This window comes from Eubacterium sp. AM46-8 (assembly GCF_003466705.1).
Classification (GTDB): domain Bacteria; phylum Bacillota; class Clostridia; order Lachnospirales; family Lachnospiraceae; genus Lachnospira.
Genome location: NZ_QSEU01000008.1, coordinates 1 through 21530, shown reverse-complemented (window position 1 = coordinate 21530; position 21530 = coordinate 1). Strand labels below are relative to the sequence as shown.

Sequence of the window (21530 nt, the reverse complement as noted above, 5' to 3'; positions counted from 1 at the left end):
TCGTTATCTTTCTTTTAAAGTCAATTACATTAACACATTATTGTGACAGTCCGTTACTAATATATATATTTTTTACATTTTCAAGTGCTTCCTTAAACAGCACATTATTAAACTGTGCATTATCTATATCTTTAACCACCTGTTCTGCTTTCTCATTTTCTCCATTATTCACATACACCCTGTAATCAACAGCTTTTTTATATGCAATGGCAAATGTATAGTAGTCCTGCGTATCTTTATCAATATCTTTGCCTATGCCTGTGTTATATTCTGTCTTTTCAAGAAGCCCTTCATAATTATTTTCTATAAAATCATTATAAAGACTGTCTTCTTCATAGCCCGACATTCTTCCTTTACTCCTGAATACATCACCTGATATATCTGAAACACATGGGATTATAATAATAATCATAATTGCACACAGTACATAAGCCAGAAGTGATATATTAAATTTCTTCTTTTTTCTCATTCAAAGCTCCTCCTTGTAATGAGTGTAAGTATATCTGCCTGTGACATATCAGAAAGTCCGGCTATGTCCTCATCTGTCAGATTGCAGTATGCCTTTAACAGTTCATGTGATTTTTCATATATATCATTTATATACTTAATACTTTCTTTCGATACACTATGATACGATAAATTTAAACGTCTGCTGACAATATCTTCCATATCGGCAACAGCCCTTGAAATCGTATTCATATATTCGTCGCCATAATATGATGAATTATTCCTTTCCATCATACTTATTATACCTTTTCTTATATACACATAATCACCTGCGACATTGTAAAAATCATTCCATGCATATTTATCATCATTATCCTTTATTGAACAATCTCCCACATAATCCATACTATACAGAGTTGCATAGTCTCCTGCTTCTAACAGAAGCTTTAGTTTTGTCTGGATTTCATCACTATGGGATGAATAATATTTCTGCTGATTTTTTTTTGCTATATCATATCCAACCATTGAATTTTTACCAATAATAGCCAGTGTAAGTGCAGTCATTGTTATAACAAGAGCTGTTATTGGTGCAATATAATTCACAAACCATTTGCTGTTACCAATTACTTTGGAACGTGTGCTGTTAAACTTTTTATTATATTGTTCCATATCATCAATATGCTTCTTAAATTCCACATTTGGCGAGCCACAATTAGGACAGAATTTCTGATTCATCTGTATAGGTGCGCCGCAATTATTACATTTCATCAGTTGTTCCCTCCCTCATTATATTTTTTATAAAATGACTCTTCGTAGCTCTTTCCAAGCTTGTAATCATAATAGCCATTCTGATACAATTCATTAAGCATATCATTAATTTCTTTGTCCGTCGCCTTTGCAACATTCTTAAGATAATTCTGTGCTTCTGCAACCCAGCCGTCCACAGTTTCTTTTTCTTCTGCCGTACAGCCCTCATACCTATGGTAATTATATCCGTTTTTATTATTAATGAAATATATCATGTCAAGTGACTCTTCAAAGCCTGTTCCAAACTGATAATCACTCAGTTTTTCGCCTTTATGAACCATAATGTAGATGTCTGCCACCCTTTTATAATAATAATCATAAATATTAATAAAATTGTAATGACTCCACTTTTCCAAAACACTTGAACTGCCCTTATAACTATCTGTCAGTTCTGAAATGCCTGCATAGTCCCGCTTTTCATATAATGAATTAAGTTCACCTATATTGTTATTGTACCAATCTAATGACTGGTGTATCTCTTTCCTGTTGTGTGAAGAATTATACATGCTCTTATATGAACCATATCCAAACATACTTCCGGCAAGAACTGCTGCTGCTATTGCCGCACATACTATACCTACACTTTTCATTGTACTTTTTATGATGTATTTTCTGGTATTCTTATCCAGCTTCTCCATTCCTTCATTCAGATTGTACAGGTCTTTCATGTACTTCTGTTCAGAATTCTCATACTGCATAGCACCACAATATGGGCATGCAGTCTCGTTATCTCCTATATCTGCTCCACAATTACTACATATCATAGCTATCCCCTTTTATCAGTTATTGTATTATGCAGAGGCTCCTTTATCCTGCATAATTATCTTTTATAATACTCTGCAATTGTACCAACTACAACATCCATCTGTAAAGGCTTCGACAGATGTGCATTCATTCCGGCTTCAACACATTTTCTGGCATCCTCCTCAAATGCATTGGCTGTCATTGCAATTATCGGAATCTCCACAGCATCAGGTCTTTCCATAGCTCTTATAGCTTTGGTCGCTGCAATTCCGTCACGCTTTGGCATCATAATATCCATAAGAATCACATCATACGTATGTGGTGCACACCTTGTAAATTCCCTGACAGCCTGCTCACCATCACTGACAACAGTAACATTAGCGCCTTCATCCACCAGAAGAGTCTGTGCAATCTCAGCATTAAGTTCATTATCCTCTGCTAACAGAATCTTAATTCCCGAAATATCATTACTGCTCTTTTCCTTATCGACATTCGTTTCTTCAACTTTGCTTGCAATCTCGAAAGGAATTCTGATTACAAATGTTGAGCCTTCCCCTTCCTTGCTTGTGACACTAATTGTTCCATTCATTTTGTCAACCAGACTCTTAACAATAGCCATCCCAAGTCCTGTTCCCTGATAAACACTTCTGGCATCAGTCTTTTCCTGTACAAATGGTTCAAATATATGTTCAAGAAATTCTTCACTCATGCCAATTCCCGTATCAGTAATAGTCCATTCATATGTAACAATTCCATCCTGTGTTCCAATACATTTAAAATATGTTGAAACCATTCCTCCTGCTTTATTATATTTGATGCAGTTAGCGTATATATTTAGAAATAACTGGCGTAAATGCAGAGGACTTCCGTATACATATGGGTACATAACTTTTCCTGCCACCTTGTCATACTTAAGATTGACACCTGAATCTGAGGCACGCTGTTCAACTATAGTAATAATATCCTTTGCAAGCTTGTTAAGATCCACAATCTCTCTTGAAAGCTCAATCTGGCCATCCTCTAACTTACTCATCTGGAGAATGTCATTAATAAGTGATAAAAGATGATTAGCAGCTATTGACATCTTCTTTCTGTTAGTATTAATCATATCTGTATCTTCTTTATGACTCTCATCAATTCTTAACAGACCAATTATGCCATTAAGCGGCGTCCTTATATCATGTGTCATTCTTGATAAGAAATCAGTCTTGGCAGCATTAGCCTTTTCCTCTCGGCGTACTGCCTCCTGCAGCTGTTCATTTTTTTCCTGCAGTGTCTTTGCATACTGCTGCTGCATTTCATACTGTTCACGCTCATATCCCTGAACCGTTTTCCAGCGCATCATATTAAGCACAAGTACAGCAAACATATAGGCAACAAATGTATACTGCATATTTCTTGGTGTTGTCTTAAAAACATTTCTTTCCGGCATATAAACATACACATAATAATCTCTGCCACGTTCCATAAGACCATAATTATGCGAGCCCCACCTTCTGTTACTATCAGCATGTACTATTTTTCCACTTGCACCGGTCTCCTTTATCTTCTTAATTACATTATATTTGTCAACATCTTCACCAACCATACTGTCATCATTAGACGCTATTATCTGATTTCCCTTTGTAACAACAATCTTTCCATCTTCCCTGTCATCATAACCTGATAATATATGTGTAAATGAAAGATTGTAATTATTAACATACTCTGCCGGTGTGTGGTAATAAACAACAACTATCCCACTTGAATCTGCCATACCACATGCTGCAAGGTCAACATATGAACCATCTTCACAGTCAATTCTTATTGCGTATGTTTTTTCAGTATTATCAACAACATCAATAAGTGAAGTACTGTCAAGATATTCGTTAAGCTCATTTGCACCATATTCATCTGTATATTCCTGTGCTATAAGATTACCTTTTGAATCCATGATTATAACTGCCGTCAGATAACATTCCTGCATATTCTTTTTGATAAATTCTTCTGTAAATATATCTTTATCTGAAAGGCTGCGTTCATATGTGATATTATGTTTTATCTGCTGTGCACTTTCAATTACCCTGAGCAGGCTCTTGGTTTCTGACGCAAGATTATGTCTTGTAAAGCTGTTGCACTGTTCATTGATATAATGCGCAGTATCTGAAAGTGTTTCCTGTGTAGTTTTTATATCAACATTTACAGCAATAAAAAACACAATCATCATTATAAACAGACCTGCTATAATCTCAATCGGCCATATTCTTTTTCTTTTCTTTCTGGTAATGGTATTATTTCCCATAACTGTCCACCTCCAGATATTTATCAGCATCAGAAATATATCTGCTGATTATCTTCTTCTCTGTACCATCATTCCTCATCTGGTTAAGAATTTCTGTAAGCTGCTTTTCTATCCCACGGTCATCATTTTTGTCAAATGCTACTCCCAGTCCTACTGTCTCTAATGGTTCGTCAAGAATCCTGAACTTAATATTATAATCTTCCATGTACTGGCATATTGCAGTTTCATGAGCTGCCAGAGCATCTGCATAGCCTTTGCTTAAAAAAGGATATATAAGTTCTCTTTTCTGCAAAGCTATTAATGACCTTATAGCCGGGATACGCTCATCAGTCTTGCTAAGAAATATCTTCTCAGGTCTTGTTGTAGTCTGTACTGCAATCGTCTTTCCTTCCAGATCCTCAAGAGAATATATATCACTTTCCATATTCACAGCAACAACCTGACGGCTGATCATATAAGGTCCTGCCCATCTGTATTCATTCTCCCTGCCGTCCATGCTAAAGCTTCCCCATGCACAATCAATTGTTCTGTCAGCAAGAAGATTCTTCTTATCTTCCCAGTCAATATATATGAATCTGGCCTTATAACCCATTCTTTTAAATGCTTCCGTAGCAAGCTCAACATCAATTCCAGTAGCATTGCCATCTGTATCAACATAATTATATGGCGGATAGTTATCACTTCCTATGACTATTTCCGGTAATTCTGTCTCATTATTGTGACCGTCTGACCTTTCTTTTTTTTCACAACCATAAAAAGAAGCTGCATATATGCTCAACAGACATATTATAATCAAAAAGCTTTTAATCCTACGCACTTACTTTCCCTCTCCTACATATTTTTAAAATATGTTCTATTATAATACAAAAAGCTGCTGATTACTAATCAGACTGACAGTTTTCGTACGACATAATTCGACAATTTTTTTTGGTCAGTTTTCATCTGTTCATAATCCAAATTATAATAATTAATTGACACATTTACATATATATATTAGTATAATATTAATAAGAGGGAGTAGTTAGCATCGTATCCGGTGCAATAGTAATCGTCATCACGCTGAACAGCCGGTTATTATTACAATTAACGAGACTTTTATCAATTCATTTTTGATGCGATAAAGGTCTCTTTTTATATTATTCCATTCCTTTATCGCAAGAAAGGAGCTTATTATGGAATATTTGTTACTACTCATCGGTTTCGTGCTATTAATAAAAGGCGCGGATTTCTTCGTGGAGGGAAGTTCTTCCCTTGCCAAAATCCTTAAAGTACCAAGCGTTATCATAGGACTTACCATTGTTGCAATGGGAACCAGTGCCCCTGAGGCATCTGTTAGTATTAACGCTGCCCTCTCTGGCAGTAATGACATTGCAATCAGCAATGTTGTCGGTTCTAACATTTTTAATGGTCTTGTCGTTGTAGGTATCTGTGCATTTATCGCAGGATTTTCTACTAACCGTGACATTCTCAAGCGTGATATGCCTGTTAATATCATAATAACTGCTATTCTTTGCTTTATGTTTATTGATGGCAGACTTTCAAGAATTGAAGGCATTATTCTCCTTGCCGGAATGGCAGCTTACATCACATGCATGATAATATCAGCACTTAAAAACAGGGAAGAAGCTGAGGATTGTAAAATAATGCCTCTGCCTAAGAGTCTGCTTTATATTGCCGGTGGTCTTATAGCTGTAATATTCGGTGGTAATCTTGTTGTAGATAAAGCCTGTATCATAGCTGCTAACTTTGGCGTAAGCCAGAATTTCATAGGTCTTACAATAGTCGCAATCGGAACCTCCCTGCCCGAGCTTGTAACTTCTATAGTTGCCACAAGGAAAGGAGACAGCGGACTTGCGCTTGGCAATGCAATCGGCTCTAACATATTTAATATATTATTTATCTTAGGAATGTCTGCTGCGATACAGCCTCTTCACGTTCTTTCTGAATCACTTATTGACTGTATCATACTTCTTGCCAGTGGAATTGTATTATTTCTCTTCGCATTTACCAAGAAGACTATGAGCAGATGGGAAGGTGCTGCATGTATCCTTATGTATGTAGGATATACAGCTTATCTTTTCATAAGATAGATACATTTAGCATAATTAAAATAGTCCATAGATATGTATACACAATCTACATATCTATGGACTCATTAGTTATATTAAACATCTGTTGTCTGCTTCTTCTGTGACTTTCTCTTAACAATCATCCATACAACCAGCAATACAACTCCAGCTATACTAACCGCAGCTCCCTGCCACAGATAAGGGTACTTAAGTTTAATAACCGTTGTTCCCTTATTCACATACAGAAGATTATTTCTGCTTGTTATACCTGATGATTTGCCAAATATATCATGATAAGCAAGTGTTGTATCAACATTGTCATTATCAGATGTTATTGTTATTCTGTTCTTTCCATACTCAACATTTAATGGAACAATTTTTCTGTCAGGAAGCTCATTTGATGAGATACCCGTCATATTACTAAGGAGCTGCCCTATTGCCTGATCATCTGTAAGACTATAAAAATACGTCAGATTAAGACCAGTCATTATAATATTATCGTTCTTAACTGTTCCATAAAAATCAAGGCTGAAACCATTATCATAGAATGTTCCCCATACTGTATCAAGTCCGTCAAGATATACAGTATTCCATGTTGTATGTCCCTGCGGGAACATATCAGGATATATCGTTCCAATTCTTGTATCCATATCCGGATATCCATTATGAAATGTTATCGCACTACATGTCACTCCAAGGAATGACTGGCTATGTGTAGCTTTATCCTGTGGAATTCCATCTGCATATATAATCACCTTAACACCTGCGCGACTAAGGCGAAGTACGAGGTCTTCAGCCATTTCTCTATCATCATATGTGAAACCATTAAGGAACACTTCTTTATATCCACACAGATCTTCATATGTATAATCTGTAAGATTATCCGAATCAGCCGTCTCAACGGCTGGAAACTGCATTGATATAATATCTGCCCCTGTTCCTATTGCAATAGCCCTGTAACTGCTTACCACACCCCAGCTATCCAGAGTATCAATATGATACAGAACATACTGCTCATTCTTCTCTACTCTCTTGTAACCGACTGCATTAGCAGCTTTTTCAACATCATCCAGAGAATTATTGTAATGTTCAAGCAACGACATTTTAACCAGTACAGAATCATCTCCAAGCTCTAAGCATCTGTCAAACACACATAGAAAATCTCCCTGTGCAAATGCTTTGTTAAGATTAACAATATTCTTAGAAGTGTTGGCTGCTTCTCTTCCTGCTCCGAATGTTGAAGCAACAGGATTGCCATAATCCGAAACAAGCCATGAACCAGTTGCACCAAGTATACTTTCATCCATCAATGCAAGTCTTTGTCTGGTAACTGACTGTGCTTTAGTTATAAGCGTCTTGTTCTGGACAGCCGACATACGCTCGTCAGCTGACACATTATTCTGTTCACCTGTAATAAGGCTTAATGATGGAATAGTATCTGCCACAAGTAATACACAAAGCATTACCACAAATAGTTTTTTCAGCCTGTCCCACATAAGAAAGCTCATAAGAATCATGCATAATGCAATAGAAATGAATCTTAACATCCATAAATACTGACTTCCTGGCAGATGCTTAAGCACAATATATGCTGTGTCGGTTGTGAGCAATAATATAATCAAACCTGTTATAAATCCGGTTCTTGATTTCTTATATCCGAACAAAATACCAGATATAATAACAAATACAGCTGAAAATCCATAATAAAAGCTTTCACTCTTACCTGTTAATCTTCCAACAGGATTAATTGATGTCCATATACTCTGGAAGAAATTAGCCATATTCTCAGAATTATCAAGTGATGTTATTCCACCTCTTAAAGAAGCCACCATCCATATTCCAAGCAGCATGAATCCTATAATCATTGATATTATAACATCAAGTACAGCTTTCTTTTTACCACCCTGGAACATATAGACAATTCCATATAATATCACAGCAATTGCTATCATACCTGCATAACCTAGATGGCACAGTGCAATCAGTACAAATGTAAATACCATAAGTAAGACATATCTTAATCTCTGATTCTCAAGATACTTATACACTGCATATATAAATACAGGCAGGAATATCATACTGAGACTCCTGGCAAGATTTCCCTCTATAAATACCGCATACAGGTTATTAGGCATGAAGAACCATAAAAGTCCTATAAATGCTCCAAGGAAAGGCCTATTAAAGCCTCTTCCTATAAATGGCCATACACATGCTCCGAAAAAGCACACTACTCCTACAAATACCAGATATGCTCCAAACTGACTTCCACCCGCAATAAACTGACATAATGCCATAACATAAGCTGGCAGTGGTGACCAGTACCTTAACAGTTCAACGCCGTTATACCACATAGGGTCATATAATGGAAACAGGTTTCCTGATTTAATAGAATTATATACATAATCTCCTCTATACACATGATACATAGTATCTGAACCAGAAGGATATACTCCATTTGCATTGATAAGCCATATAACAAGCCATGCTGTCAGCAAATACACGAATGGCATAAGAAACAGCAGGTACGTCGCCTTATTTTTCTTCTTCACATTCTTCTCCAATCTGTCTTAACAACATCAGCTAATTAATAATATCATCCAGAACCGCATCCATTACTTCAGACATTATTCTTGCATCAGCCTTCTTATTCAGAATAGAATTCTTCTCCTGCTCTGATATGTTGACAATATAACTTCTAGTAGGAGTCTCACTTGCTTCAACACATGTAAGCATTCCACCTGTCTTATATATAATCTTAAAGAACTCTTCCGCAAAATAATCTGTAACATTCTCTAATGTCGGCATCATTGAATCAAAAGGTTCAACTTCATTAAGAATCTTATTCTGAAATTGTTCAAGAAACTTACTTATTCCATCTTCAAATATATTAAATTCCACAAATGAGTTTCTGGAAAACTTGATATCAAGTGCAAATTCCCATGTATGCGGATGTGTCTCTCCTTTAGCATCATTGATGATGATATAATGTCTCATGTTAAGATAAAATTTCAGTCTGTATTCTCTGTATATATTAACCGCCATAATGCTGCCTCCATGTATTATTCTTATGTTTCATCATATTTGATTCTTAATTTGTCTACATCATCTTTCTTCTTGATAGTCATTGCATACATTATCTGCATTGACTCTTCCATAAGTAGCTGGATGCTCAGTCTTGAATGTCTTCTGTTCATTCCGACAAAGATTAACACAACATCCCTGTCGTCATATGTGAATCTTAACACATTCTTATCAAGAATATAATTAGCTCTTGCTATGAACTTCTCGCGTTCACTATTATCCACACATGCTATATGCATGAATGTAACAGGATAAGCATCCCTTGCAATAAGCTTATCAAGGAAAGGCATAATAGCTGAACTGCTCCATACATTATTACGTGTGTCATAGAAATCTTTCTCAAGAAGTTTATTATTCATCTTGGATACCATTCCGTTAAGCTGTGCTATTGTATTCTGTGAAGCTGCGTATTTTTTCTGCATTTTTCTTAATGAATGTGCAAGATACATAGCTGTAATAATAAGCACAAAAAGCAATATAATTACATATGTCTGCATCTGTATCTTAATCTGCATATAACTGTTATTATCAAGAATAGCTCCCTTGCCAGTCAGCAGACACAGCTTATATGTCTGATTCTTATATTCAAATGCAACACCAGACGCAACATATTTATTATTGTTAATCTCTATAAAATCATGTGTTACTTTATCATTCTGAAGACTATTCAGGAATCGTGCCGCACTCTTAGAATCATAATATGTTGCAGTTGTTACACCCTTGTATCTGTTAGTTTCCAATACATCCTTAATAAAAAGGATTGACTGGTTCTTAGAGAATGTCCAGTACTTATTAGATGAAGAATTCATTGTTCCTAATATATCATTGATAATCTGTTCATCATTTCTGTTATTCTTAAGGTTAATCTGATCCAGAACAAGCTGCACATACGCATCCTGCTGCGTTGCACATACCTCAAGCACTCCACGCTCATATTGGTTAATTCTCGTATAAGCAAATATTCCTGCTATAATTGAAAAACAAAGCACATAGATTGTGGTAATAATCATTACATTCTTATTCTTCTTAATCTGCTTCCCGCTTTCTTTCTTCTTTGTCTTCATATTATGCCTCTTTTCTGTGTTCTCCCGCTTTCTCATCATCTTCACCAGAAATATCTTCATAATTAAGAGTTTCCCTGACTTTTCTTATAGCATTAACAGGCTTTATAAAATCATGTCTTATTACATCAGCAAATGCCTTACATTCTTCTGACAGATTCATTGTTTTCCATGAACTGTCTGTCTCAATACTGTTAATAATCCCCGCCATTCTTATAAAGAAAACAGCCAGATTAAAGAATGGCAGAAGCAATATACACCACCAATGACTTACATAGTATTTTCTGATATCTTTATTAATTCTTAGAAAATATGCCACAGTAATGAAATACAGATAACCGATAAGTGTATATAAGCCAAATATAATTGCGGTAGATATCAGTACTGTCTTACCTGAATATCCTGCAACAATAAGACATATAAGTGCCAGATACCATATAAGTCTTGGAAATGCAAATGTATGGTCGTACAACAGAGTTTTGACACTTATATTAGTAAAGAGATTCTTTACCTTGAATGTCTTGTCCATGAACATCTTGGAAACTTCCAGACTTCCTCTCTGCCATCTCTGTCTCTGTGTATATAATTTGTTGACATTCTCTATTGGATCAACAAAAAACAATGCATCTTCACATACTTCGACACGCTCATTCTGTAAATATCTCATCTGAAATGTAATATGTGTATCCTCGCAGATAGTATCAGTATTGTACATCCATGATTTCAAAACAGCTGATTTTCTAAATGCAGAAAATGCACCTGACAATGTATATACTGAATTAAGCTCTGATGCATAACTCCTTCCTGCCAGGAAAGCCTGCGCATATTCCATAAATTCCAGTTCACGAAGAAGCCGCGATGGACCTGCCTTATACTTCTTAATCTGTTCAGGCACTGTAAGAATTGAGCCTGTCATACAGTTAATTGATGTATCATTTTCAAATCTTGTAATCATATTGGCAAGTGCACTTTTCTCAAGCATGCCATCACTGTCAAGATTGATAATGTATTTACCTTCACTATTGTAAAGAGCCAGATTGAGAGCTCTTGATTTACCCTGCTCAGAATTCATCCACTGCATAAGAAGATCAGGGAATTCCTGCTGACACTTTGCAAATATATCAAAACTATTATCTTTACCTTTGTTATTAACCAGAAAAATTCTTATCCTTTCATTCGGATAAGTACTGTCATTAATTGACTTAATGCAGCCATACAACGTATCAGCTGAATTATATACTGGTATTATAAGTGTAATCTCGGGATAAACTGTAAGTTCCTTTTTATGAATTTTGTGACGTAAATTCCTTCTGATAAGAAGAAAAACACTTCCCAACGCAGGAACAATTTCCATAATAAAAGGAATAATTATCCAGCCACCCCAGAAAAGGAATGAATTAAGAATTATTTTTACCATATGAGAAGTTTCCTACTTTCATCTTAACAATCTGTGGTTTCGTAAACACATAGAAATACAGATAAACACTAAGCACATAGAAGAAGATTCTGCCTATAAATGTATGGAAAACATAATATGCTCCCATTCCGAGATAATGTACAGCCAGACATATCATAATGATTCTTAATACATTACACAACGTAATGTAACAGAATCCAACTATGCCTATCATAAGCTTCTCGCTCCAGTTATAGACATTAAAGAATATGAGTAATGACAGGAATGCCATAATCTCAATAATTCCCGAACATTCAAAATCAATAAGTAATGTCGTTGATGAAACTCCTGTGTGAATAAATATTATTCCATATTTGAAGTATGCCGTAAACGCTCCAGTTATATCACCTACGATACCAGCCATTGCCGCAACACATCTTGCCAGAGGCATAGTAAGCACTGGCTGTATCGTTATCATCATTATTACAAATAATCCAAGACTTCCCCACATGAAACTCCACGCATGAAGTTTTGCCCTTTTCATTACAGAAAGTATATAAAGCCATATTATTATAATAATAACTGCTATAATAGGATTCATTGCTTATACCTGTTTACTACCTTTCTTTTTCTGATGTACAACTACACCACATGTGGCAGCTATACATATGAAAAGTCCAAACCATGCGCCAGATGAAGCACCTGCTGTATTAATCCACTGCTGCCCAAGTCTTCCAAACTGTGCACTTATCTGCTTGAAATCACTTGCATCACAACCCAGCTTCTGTGCAACCTTTTCAAGGTCAAAATAGAATTCACACTCATCTCTGTTACTACCGACTGTAACAGTCATCTTTCCATAACATATATCAGCATCATTAAGTTCATTAATATTCTTAGAAATTCCCCAGGCACTTGTATCAAACATATAGAATTCATATGTACCTTCACTAAGACCACCAAGCTTAGCATTCCAGTTGATATTACCCTGTTCGTCAACTGTTACGAATCTTGGATATAATACCTGATTATAACTATCATTAAACTTGAAAGTTACAGCCTGTGTAAATTCTCCACCTGCTTCATTAAGATGTTCAGGCATAGTTGAATATACATGTCCAAGGACTGTACTTCCATCACTAAATAATGCACCTGACGCATCAACTCTGTCCTGCTGTGTTCCAGCCGTTGCATAATCTATTCTTGTATGAGGATAATAATCCCAGTCGCCATACAATCCATCATACTTAATATCATATATTGTCTTATCCTCATCTGAATCATCACCTTTGATATTAGACATACCTGTTATAAAAGGTTCTGCCTGATATAATCCAAATGATAAGGTCTTATTATATGCTGGAAGTGCACTCTTAGGAATTGCTATCTCCCACTCATCCCCAACATGTCTGCAGTCAACTCCATCTACACCATTAACGTATCCCTTGCTGTCAAGCTGGAATACAAGTTCATTGCCAAGGTCTGTAGTTATAGAGTATCTGCCATTGCTATGAGTTCCGGCACCTGATGCACTTCCATCAGCACCATCCTTAACATACACATATACATAATCACCATCAAACATCATTGCTGTCTCAGACAGACATCCTCTATGTGCTTCATTAGGACATGATACATCATATTTCTTAACTGCGTCCCAGTCTTTAAATTCACCATCTATAACTATTCCATTATATACAGCTTCTGTCTCGTCTTTATCAACTTTATTGCCATCAAGGACTTCAATATCCTTAATATCTACCGTAGTTCCTGCAAATGTTATCTTAAAATCAGAATTACTGAAGAAATCCATAGGAATAGATGACTCTACAACATATGGTCCTGCTGTATTGCCATGTGCTTTATTAGCAGTAACTGTCTCAGAATCCGCTATATCCCCATACCACGCATTCTTAGCCTGTGCACTGTCTTTCCATCCAGTAAACTGAATCTTCTCAGCCATTCCGGTTGTTCCATCAGTATAAGTAATACTGACTGGATTATTTCCCATATAACTATAATCCCACTCTGTCTGTACAGTTCCCTGATACATAAAATATAATCTTGAATAATCAGATGAAACAGCCACTTTCCATGACTTAACCCCTGCTGCATCTGACTTTCTCTCAGTGATATCATCCCAGTCATCAATATCAGAATCGATTACAATATCACTTCCTTTAACAATTACATTCTGCTTCAAAGAAGATGTATCAATACTCCCCAATACACCTGATAGATTATCAGTGTAAGCATTCTTAACCTGTCCTGCATATACTGATACCGGCATTGAAACAAGCAACGCTGTCATACCAGCTAGTGCAGTAATTCTCTTATAATTGTGTTTCATGATAACTTCCTCCCGTCTTTAGCAATTATAATAAATAGCCGCATCTATTTAATCATCTTTGTTCAAATGTATTCACAAAATTTCATGTCGTTATTATATTAAATTTTGCTGTATATATTTTAATTCATAGACATATCTGTGTCAATTAATTAACAAATATTTCACAATTCAAAAATACCCATAAAACAACATTTACATGCTATCTTATGGGTATTTCATAATAAAATCTTCTTAAAAAATCAAAAATCGATGAAATTCAACCTATAAATCTATCATCAATACGACTACCTATAGGTATCACGTCAAATCCTGCCTTATACAAACAGGCAGTTTATCGATGACAAGCGGCTTATCAGCCATGAAGCCCTGCTGACTGACGAATCATATCCTCAACAACAATATCGTATATCTCACCAATAGTACTGCAGTATTCAAGCACCTTCCAAGGCTCATTAGTATGGAAATGAATCTTGATTAGGTCCTCATCACCCGCTGCAATCAGGCAGTTTCCTTCAAAATGCTCTGTAATATAATCAGCAATAACATCCTCATCCAAATCCTCATCTCTTCTGTCAATCAGAAGCTGTGTATCATAACGGTATGCAAACTGATCATCCTCAACATCTACGCTATGTATATCTGACATAATGTAATCCTCCATAATCGTCTTTATGTGTGGCAGCCAGCATGTCTCACCCGACTAACCCGGCACATTATCTCACATATCAGCCGTAACTTCAAGCATCAGAATATTCTTCTGATAAAATTGTATAATCCATTATTCCATACACTGACCTCATGTGCTCCCGGTCTTATATAGAAAATGTGGTTAATCCCATGACTTGTCATATAATCCGAATAATTAATGGCAGACTGCTTACAGTAAGGATCACTGTCACCAGTTACAATAAGAGTAACCAAAGGCTGCTGCCCTCCATCCTTAACAAGTTCAGGCAGAAGAAATCCTCTGTTTCCATAAACTCTTTCTCCACTTCCTGTATCAACCACTCCCCCTACCGGGGCAAATGCACCTACATATCCAAACACATCAGGATGTGCAAAACACAGGAAAAGCGATTCTCTTCCGCCAAGTGAATATCCTGCTATCGCCGTATTCTCTCTTCCCGTTCTGGTAGAATAATGCTCGTTAATATAAGGAATCAAAGTATTAATAACATCATACTCACACGCATCATATTTTGCTGTAAGTTCAGAGAAATCATAGTCTGACTCCTGATCACCATCAGCATCTGTGAATACAGTAAAGCTCACCATAATCACAGGATTCCTGTTGTAATCATCAACTGCATTCTGTGCAACATACAAAGCGCCAATTCTGTTATATTCAGAATAACTTCCGCTCATTCCATGCAGAAGATACACAACCGGATAACTCTGTGATTCATCATAATCTCTTGGAAGATATACACAAGCCTTACGTTCACTTCCGGTTGTCGGTGAATAATAGCTTATCTCATCAACATTTCCATATGTTACACCCAGTCTTTCATCATTATAATCATCTGGTGTGTCATACTCTGTCGTCACTTCATTAGACACCGTTCTGCTCTTACAGCCCGACAATCCTGTCACTGTAAATGCTGTCACCAGTGCCATTAACACAGCACCTATCTTGTACATATTTCTTGAAATCATAATCCGGTACCTCTGACAAACCTTCTTACAATCTCCAAGCCGCCAACTGGTGCACAGAATTTCTGATTATGCTTTCTGCACTCATCATAGACATATTCAAGGTTGAACCACTCAACGCCGTCTAACTCTTCCTTCTGCAATGTAAGTTCATCTATATTGACTGGCTTCGTGTATACATAGACAAATGCAATCTCACTGTCCTTAAACATCTTGCCATAAAATTCTTTTTCATATTGGATTACAAATGTATCAACAAACTGTAAATCATCAACAGAAGCCTTAATTCCAAGCTCTTCATGCAATTCTCTTATAGCGGATTCTTCCGGTTCATCACCAGCCTGAATATGTCCCGCCGAAGAAGTATCATATCTTCCAGGAAATGAGTCCTTATTCATAGCCCTTTTCTGCAACAGTACCTCTGCTCCCTCATCAGACTTTCTTACAATCCACACATGCGCCGTTCTATGCCTGATTCCCTTACTATGTGCAGTCTTACGCTCAACAGTCTCGCCTGTTGGCTTTCCATTCTCATCAACGATATCAAGTAATTCCATGTTAAATTCGTACTCCATCATAATAAAAAAGCCCCCAGCTATCGCGAGTTCTACGGGAAAAATAATATGATTGGACCTAGACTCCGATAGTACCGCTTTCGCAGCACCCCTCCCAGGACTGGTGGCTTACATATTATATTACTATGTGATTGAAAATTCCATAGGGTATATTCTATTTATTATCACACACCTCATCAGTCCAGGTATTATACTTTCCACCGTTGCTTTTCCTGATGTCCTTCTCATTGTAATTATTAAGTTGCTCTTTAAGCAGCTCAATCTGTAATTGTGTCTTCCTGTTAAGCTCGTACAATTCATTAATCTTGTATTTAAAAAAGATCATAATAGTCAGGCTAACCCCAACCCAGTATATGAGAAATAAGGTTGTAAATTTTCTTAACTTATGTTCCCTGCGCTGCTGCCTTTTACGCTCATTGATATAACGCATTTTTCGCTCTGTATCCATCATTCCTCCTCAATTTTTATATAATCATTGTATTAATCCGGACTGACATGCTATGTCACAGCAAAATATTTATAAATAAATTTAGTATGACAGGCTTTGTCGCTAATCTGATGTACCATATTGTCTGTAAAATATAGTATAATCAATATCAGGAGGCATCGGATATGGATAATGAATATAAGAATTACAAAGCTGACAGAGTCCTTAAGCTGCTGTTTCGGGCTTTAAAGGGTGAGTCACTCTCGGTAGCCGCACTCGCCGACGAAAGTAATGTGTCAACAAGAAGCATAACAAGAGATATTAACGATTTGAAAGCATTCCTTGCCGACTATCGCGATATTCTTGGCAATGCCGAGTTAAAATACTCTGCTTCAGACCACTGCTACACATTAGAGATGGACAATCTGTTTTCTAATAAAGAACTTTTCGCCATAGCTAAAGTGCTTATCGGAAGCAGGGCGTTCAGCCATGAAGAACTGCTCACAATAATAGGAAAACTGAAAACACACACAAGCTATTCAGACAAAAAACACCTTGAACAGCTTATTGCCAAAGAAATGTTTAACTATGAGGAAGTCGGCTCAGACTGCGACAGCGTGATTGATAATGTATGGAAACTCTCCAACTACATTCAGGAACAGCGTGCAATCACAATCAATTATTACAAAATGAACCGTAACAAAGTCAAGCACAGAATCATACCAGTATCAATAATGTTTAGTGAATACTACTTCTATCTGATTGCATACAAATGTGAAGACACATTATCTGATACACCTACATATTTCAGAATCGACAGAATCTGTGATATGACTGTTCACAGAGAAAAGCTTGAACTTCCTAAAAATGTTGAATTTGATGAGGGACTGCTCCGCAAACGAAGCCAGTTCATGTGGCCGGGACCACTCAGAAAAATCAGATTTGAATTCACCGGACCATCACTCCAGGCTATTCTTGACCGTCTGCCAACCGCCAAAGTAATTGACCGCTATGATAACAAATATCTCATCGAAGCGGAAGTCTACGGCAACGGAATCAAAATATTCCTGTTAAGTCAGGGCTCATGGGTTAAAGTAATTGCTCCTGATGAATTTGTTAAAGAAATCAAAGATGAGATAGAAAAAATGCGGTCGCTTTATTAAGAAAATATTTAAACAACAACTCCCCATAAGCAGTCAACGCTTATGGGAGTTGTTATTTATTCATATATTATTCACATCAAATCTTACTTAACAAATCCGCTTTCTTCGCGGCGAATTCCTCTTCAGAAATAATTCCTGCATCCTTTAACTGTGCAAGCTTCTGCAACTGCTCCAATGCGTCAGGCTGCGCTGGAGCTGCCTGAACCTGAATAGGCTGTGCTGCGGCTTTCTTTGCATTTTTTCTCATCTCATGATAGATTGCAATTATTCGTGTTGCCTCGGCAAGATACAGGGTATTGATAACCTCTTTAGAACCAGCAACTGAAACCTCTAAATCGCATAGCTTAAATGCAGCTGTAAGTGCAGTATCAATAACTGCCGTCAGAAAATCACTTGATGTAGAATTCTGAATCGTTGACATGCTTGTCACATCTTCAAAATAAAACTGCTTGACATTAGCCGTTGCTCCAAGCATTTCCCTATTCACAAATATCAGCTGATTATCAGTACACGCAACATAATCTACCGCTGCAAGTGAATCCAAGCCGCCTGCATAGAAAAGAAGCTGCTCGTCATCATCAATAAAGTACTTCTTAACCTGCGCATATATCTTATCACCAATCTTGGCTCTTATCTGGTCGTTGACCTCCTGCCTGTCAATTGTGAAATCCTGCTTTCCAAGGCACTCAAAATAATAATTAAGTGACATAAAATCCTGTCTGTAAGAGCCTTTAATGCTGATTGTAGTCAGCTTAACTCCGTTAACCATCACATTTGCAGCAGAATCATTAATCTCCATTACAAATGTATTGATACTGGCTGTCGGAATCTTGCCCTTAACCCAGAAACTGCTGTCCTTCTCGTATCTGAACTTAAATGCGATGAAATCCTCAGTGATAACCATACCGGCGTCATTGCCATCTTTAATAAAAATATGTGGAACTGCACCCTGCAAATCGACACCACCCTTATCAGCAAACTTCTTCATTGCCTTTTCATCAATGTATGGCGACATTGTAAGGCATGAAATATTAGGTCTGCTGCCAGGAAGCACAAGCATTTCATAATAATCCTTAGTAAACTTGTCAATCGCAGCCCTGTTGCCTTCGCCCCAGAACTTCGCACCTCCTTCAGCATACTCTGCAGTAATACTCTCAATCAGCTTCGCTGAGTATTCATTCACTTCCTGCTCCATAGCCGCTGTATAAGCCTGCTTCTCAGCTTTCTTCTGCTCATTAGCCTCTTTCATCTTGCCATAAGTATCCATTGCTGAATCCTTCATCGCACCAGCTTTCTCTGCAGCCTTTCCTGCTGTTTCCTTTAACTTGTCCATAAATCCCATAGTCATATCCTCCTTTGGCTGTTCACTTTATTTGATGTCTAAAGTGTACCGCCGGAGGGTGACAGGATGTGGCAGGGTAAAATAAAGTTCAGATATTATTTTTTCTTTTTCCAGATTGATTTCTTAAAAATGTTTATAGGTATCTCATTAATACCCGGTATTCCCTTTTTTCCACAATTAGGACACCACATCTGCCCTATATCAGGATTCCACGAATACTGTTTCAGACATATAGGACAGGTTTTGTAGATTGGTTTTATTGTCATGTTGGTTGCTCCTGATATATATTTTTATTTAATTCCAGCTGTTGCAGAACATCATATCTTTTTGCATTGCTTTTTTATTTTTACCTATAAAGGATTGCATAAATTTTATCATTACTACATTCACCAACATTTTTAGAATATTTGAAGTAATAATAATATTATCACACCTATGGCAGAAACAAAATTCCCAACAGCAAGAAAGATAAACAACATCTTTTTATTTTTCTCAAGACACTCATATTTTTCATTATAAGCACAAATAATTCCGTCAAGATGCTCACTTTTAATTGCCAATTCCCCTATATTTTTATTTACCTCGACAAGACTATTCTTTACAGACCACTCTACTTCAGCATTAGTTTTTTCACCATAAATACTACTATTCAAAAAATGAAGTGATTCTACTATTTCTGACTTTGAGCCAACATCTTGAATAACCTTATCAAGTAGTGAACTTGAATTCTCTGTATTCTTTAAAATATTACCAAGTAGATCTTGAATGGAACTTAATTTATCTTCATCATCTCTACTTTTATCAATGATAGTCTCTATGCTATCTCCATTATTCTTAATTGCTCTTTGAGTTTCCCTAAGCTGCTCAGATATTGACTCCAGACACTCATTATTTGCATGTATACTTGTCAATATACAATCTTTATACTGATTTAATATTTTAATTATAGAATCATATTTCTCAACAAAAGACTCTTGAGTATCAATAACATATGCAATTTTATCTTTTGTCTCCTCTGAAAACTGTTTCAAAAAATCGCAAAGATACTTATCATTATCAAAGTAGAATTGTTTAGTAACATACTCAATCAATAAATTCAGATTTTTTTCAATGTTATTTGTTTCAGTAAAAGATTTTATAGGTAATATTTCGTCAAAAATATCATTTTCCTTTCGTTGCATTTCATCCAATACCAAACATAATGTTCTTTCTTCCGAAAATGAGTATTGCTTTTTCAGGTATGCCACGATATCTCGTAAATATTTTTCACTCTTTGAATCCTTTGCAAGATTATTTATAAGATCTAGTACCTTTGTTTGTTCTCCTTCAACAATTTGTCTAATAGAACTTGATTTTGGTAGTTTTTCAACTTTTTCCTCACAAATTCCACTTGATTCTTTTATTTCGTCTATTTCCCCTTTTAACACATCAATTTCGTCTTTTATTTTTGAAACTATCAATTCCTGAAATAAATTACTAATCTCCCCCGTAGTTGAGTCTTTCATCTTTATCTTCACCCCATTTCAGTTATACTTTGAAAGTCTTTTTCAATCAAACATAAATATATAAGGAGAATAACTTTTTCTTCAGTTGAAAGTTCATCTGAATCAAACATCTTCAATAAGCTGTTTTCATATTTTAAAAATTCCTTATGCGCAATGCGAAGATAGCCATCAATAATTTGTTTATCAGCCTCTTTTCTTTCTTCTATCAATACTATTTTCTCTTTAATGCTCGCGATTTCTTTGTCTATTAAGTTCACTCTCTCCGTATTATTAATAGTATCTCTTTCAGACTCTACTTTCCACTGTTTGTATCGCAAATAATCATCATTGACCTCTTTAATATGCCTCTTTTGAAGATTAATTTGCTCTATTATTTCATCTTTTAGCTGAACAATAAATGAATCTATCAACTCATACATTAAGTCCTCAAAATCTGATTGTTTAATTGACTTACTAAATAATCCTCCTTTATACAATTTATCTCCAATTGTTGCCTCCAAATCAATATTCATATTTATTTTTTCATATAATGCTTCATGCTTTCTTTTATCATCTGATAAAGAATATCTTATGAATTCATCTCTTATTAAAGTAATAAAAATTGCCCTAACTTTCTCAGAAAAAGTATG

The 21530-nt window shown here is 36.1% G+C and carries 21 protein-coding genes; 2 read left to right on the top strand and 19 right to left on the bottom strand.

Annotated features, from left to right (window positions below; all coding sequences use genetic code 11):
* Positions 1-37: 37 nt before the first annotated feature.
* Genes DW963_RS06805 through DW963_RS06785 form a run of 5 tightly spaced genes read right to left on the bottom strand, consistent with a single transcriptional unit; the run spans position 38 to position 5096 of the window.
* Positions 38-469 (bottom strand): hypothetical protein, encoded by a 432-nt coding sequence (locus DW963_RS06805; protein WP_055214270.1) that lies wholly within the window; start codon positions 467-469, stop codon positions 38-40.
* Entirely contained in the window at positions 466-1215 is a 750-nt protein-coding gene (locus tag DW963_RS06800) for a zinc ribbon domain-containing protein (RefSeq protein WP_117914528.1), read from the bottom strand. Before DW963_RS06800 ends, DW963_RS06805 begins: the two co-directional genes overlap by 4 nt.
* Positions 1215-2018, bottom strand: a complete 804-nt coding sequence (locus DW963_RS06795; protein ID WP_117914527.1) for a zinc ribbon domain-containing protein — start codon at positions 2016-2018, stop codon at positions 1215-1217. The genes DW963_RS06800 and DW963_RS06795 overlap by 1 nt, the downstream gene beginning before the upstream one ends.
* 56 nt (positions 2019-2074) lie before the next feature.
* Entirely contained in the window at positions 2075-4279 is a 2205-nt protein-coding gene (locus DW963_RS06790; protein ID WP_117914525.1) for a hybrid sensor histidine kinase/response regulator, read from the bottom strand.
* Positions 4269-5096 carry a substrate-binding periplasmic protein gene (locus DW963_RS06785; protein ID WP_117914523.1) on the bottom strand — a complete coding sequence of 276 codons (828 nt, stop codon included), beginning with the start codon at positions 5094-5096 and terminating at the stop codon, positions 4269-4271. The genes DW963_RS06790 and DW963_RS06785 overlap by 11 nt, the downstream gene beginning before the upstream one ends.
* A 355-nt stretch (positions 5097-5451) precedes the next feature.
* Here DW963_RS06785 and DW963_RS06780 point away from each other — a divergent pair, with 355 nt between their 5' ends.
* Positions 5452-6369 (top strand): calcium/sodium antiporter, encoded by a 918-nt coding sequence (locus DW963_RS06780; RefSeq protein WP_117914521.1) that lies wholly within the window; start codon positions 5452-5454, stop codon positions 6367-6369.
* 74 nt (positions 6370-6443) lie between these two features.
* Here the strand turns inward: DW963_RS06780 and DW963_RS06775 are convergent, their stop codons facing one another.
* The 10 genes from DW963_RS06775 to DW963_RS06730 all read right to left on the bottom strand — a co-directional run bounded on the left by DW963_RS06775 (position 6444) and on the right by DW963_RS06730 (position 16915).
* Positions 6444-8897, bottom strand: a complete 2454-nt coding sequence (locus DW963_RS06775; RefSeq protein WP_286169132.1) for a 6-pyruvoyl-tetrahydropterin synthase-related protein — start codon at positions 8895-8897, stop codon at positions 6444-6446.
* Positions 8898-8928: 31 nt separating this feature from the next.
* On the bottom strand, positions 8929-9390 hold the full coding sequence (locus tag DW963_RS06770) for a 6-carboxytetrahydropterin synthase (protein ID WP_117914517.1): 462 nt from the start codon (positions 9388-9390) through the stop codon (positions 8929-8931).
* A 23-nt stretch (positions 9391-9413) separates the two neighbouring features.
* Complete coding sequence (locus tag DW963_RS06765) at positions 9414-10493, bottom strand: hypothetical protein (RefSeq protein ID WP_117914515.1); 1080 nt, start codon at positions 10491-10493, stop codon at positions 9414-9416.
* 1 nt (position 10494) lies between these two features.
* Positions 10495-11907, bottom strand: a complete 1413-nt coding sequence (locus DW963_RS06760; protein WP_117914513.1) for a TIGR03111 family XrtG-associated glycosyltransferase — start codon at positions 11905-11907, stop codon at positions 10495-10497.
* Complete coding sequence (gene xrtG, locus DW963_RS06755) at positions 11888-12487, bottom strand: exosortase XrtG (RefSeq protein ID WP_117914511.1); 600 nt, start codon at positions 12485-12487, stop codon at positions 11888-11890. The genes DW963_RS06760 and xrtG overlap by 20 nt, the downstream gene beginning before the upstream one ends.
* Before the next feature lie 3 nt (positions 12488-12490).
* Complete coding sequence (locus tag DW963_RS06750; protein WP_117914509.1) at positions 12491-14236, bottom strand: Firmicu-CTERM sorting domain-containing protein; 1746 nt, start codon at positions 14234-14236, stop codon at positions 12491-12493.
* 352 nt (positions 14237-14588) lie between these two features.
* Positions 14589-14882 (bottom strand): fatty acid kinase subunit FakA-related protein, encoded by a 294-nt coding sequence (locus DW963_RS06745; RefSeq protein ID WP_022098168.1) that lies wholly within the window; start codon positions 14880-14882, stop codon positions 14589-14591.
* A 98-nt stretch (positions 14883-14980) separates the two neighbouring features.
* Positions 14981-15892 (bottom strand): alpha/beta hydrolase, encoded by a 912-nt coding sequence (locus tag DW963_RS06740; RefSeq protein ID WP_117914505.1) that lies wholly within the window; start codon positions 15890-15892, stop codon positions 14981-14983.
* Positions 15889-16467 carry an NUDIX hydrolase gene (locus DW963_RS06735; protein ID WP_353652786.1) on the bottom strand — a complete coding sequence of 193 codons (579 nt, stop codon included), beginning with the start codon at positions 16465-16467 and terminating at the stop codon, positions 15889-15891. The genes DW963_RS06740 and DW963_RS06735 overlap by 4 nt, the downstream gene beginning before the upstream one ends.
* 151 nt (positions 16468-16618) lie before the next feature.
* Positions 16619-16915 (bottom strand): PilN family protein, encoded by a 297-nt coding sequence (locus DW963_RS06730; RefSeq protein WP_158568649.1) that lies wholly within the window; start codon positions 16913-16915, stop codon positions 16619-16621.
* Between the two features lie 161 nt (positions 16916-17076).
* On the opposite strand from DW963_RS06730, the gene DW963_RS06725 reads away from it, so the two are divergent.
* Positions 17077-18054 (top strand): helix-turn-helix transcriptional regulator, encoded by a 978-nt coding sequence (locus DW963_RS06725; RefSeq protein WP_117914502.1) that lies wholly within the window; start codon positions 17077-17079, stop codon positions 18052-18054.
* 76 nt (positions 18055-18130) lie between these two features.
* Here DW963_RS06725 and DW963_RS06720 read toward each other — a convergent pair whose 3' ends face one another.
* The 4 genes from DW963_RS06720 to DW963_RS13290 form a co-directional block, all read right to left on the bottom strand.
* Entirely contained in the window at positions 18131-19396 is a 1266-nt protein-coding gene (locus DW963_RS06720) for an SHOCT domain-containing protein (protein ID WP_199669365.1), read from the bottom strand.
* A gap of 95 nt (positions 19397-19491) precedes the next feature.
* The gene (locus DW963_RS13295) at positions 19492-19662 is read right to left on the bottom strand and encodes a hypothetical protein (protein ID WP_158568647.1); all 171 of its coding nucleotides are present in this window, start codon (positions 19660-19662) and stop codon (positions 19492-19494) included.
* Between the two features lie 132 nt (positions 19663-19794).
* Positions 19795-20901 carry a hypothetical protein gene (locus DW963_RS06715; RefSeq protein WP_117914500.1) on the bottom strand — a complete coding sequence of 369 codons (1107 nt, stop codon included), beginning with the start codon at positions 20899-20901 and terminating at the stop codon, positions 19795-19797.
* A gap of 8 nt (positions 20902-20909) precedes the next feature.
* The coding region (locus DW963_RS13290; RefSeq protein ID WP_158568645.1) for a hypothetical protein at positions 20910-21530 on the bottom strand (621 nt) is incomplete at its 5' end.

Coding starts and splice junctions, on each gene's coding strand:
- DW963_RS06805 (WP_055214270.1), bottom strand. CDS start 469: ATGAGAAAAAAGAAGAAATTTAATATATCACTTCTGGCTTATGTACTG.
- DW963_RS06800 (WP_117914528.1), bottom strand. CDS start 1,215: ATGAAATGTAATAATTGCGGCGCACCTATACAGATGAATCAGAAATTC.
- DW963_RS06795 (WP_117914527.1), bottom strand. CDS start 2,018: ATGATATGTAGTAATTGTGGAGCAGATATAGGAGATAACGAGACTGCA.
- DW963_RS06790 (WP_117914525.1), bottom strand. CDS start 4,279: ATGGGAAATAATACCATTACCAGAAAGAAAAGAAAAAGAATATGGCCG.
- DW963_RS06780 (WP_117914521.1), top strand. CDS start 5,452: ATGGAATATTTGTTACTACTCATCGGTTTCGTGCTATTAATAAAAGGC.
- DW963_RS06770 (WP_117914517.1), bottom strand. CDS start 9,390: ATGGCGGTTAATATATACAGAGAATACAGACTGAAATTTTATCTTAAC.
- DW963_RS06765 (WP_117914515.1), bottom strand. CDS start 10,493: ATGAAGACAAAGAAGAAAGAAAGCGGGAAGCAGATTAAGAAGAATAAG.
- DW963_RS06760 (WP_117914513.1), bottom strand. CDS start 11,907: ATGGTAAAAATAATTCTTAATTCATTCCTTTTCTGGGGTGGCTGGATA.
- xrtG (WP_117914511.1), bottom strand. CDS start 12,487: ATGAATCCTATTATAGCAGTTATTATTATAATAATATGGCTTTATATA.
- DW963_RS06750 (WP_117914509.1), bottom strand. CDS start 14,236: ATGAAACACAATTATAAGAGAATTACTGCACTAGCTGGTATGACAGCG.
- DW963_RS06745 (WP_022098168.1), bottom strand. CDS start 14,882: ATGTCAGATATACATAGCGTAGATGTTGAGGATGATCAGTTTGCATAC.
- DW963_RS06740 (WP_117914505.1), bottom strand. CDS start 15,892: ATGATTTCAAGAAATATGTACAAGATAGGTGCTGTGTTAATGGCACTG.
- DW963_RS06735 (WP_353652786.1), bottom strand. CDS start 16,467: ATGATGGAGTACGAATTTAACATGGAATTACTTGATATCGTTGATGAG.
- DW963_RS06730 (WP_158568649.1), bottom strand. CDS start 16,915: ATGATGGATACAGAGCGAAAAATGCGTTATATCAATGAGCGTAAAAGG.
- DW963_RS06725 (WP_117914502.1), top strand. CDS start 17,077: ATGGATAATGAATATAAGAATTACAAAGCTGACAGAGTCCTTAAGCTG.
- DW963_RS06720 (WP_199669365.1), bottom strand. CDS start 19,396: ATGGGATTTATGGACAAGTTAAAGGAAACAGCAGGAAAGGCTGCAGAG.
- DW963_RS13295 (WP_158568647.1), bottom strand. CDS start 19,662: ATGACAATAAAACCAATCTACAAAACCTGTCCTATATGTCTGAAACAG.
- DW963_RS06715 (WP_117914500.1), bottom strand. CDS start 20,901: ATGAAAGACTCAACTACGGGGGAGATTAGTAATTTATTTCAGGAATTG.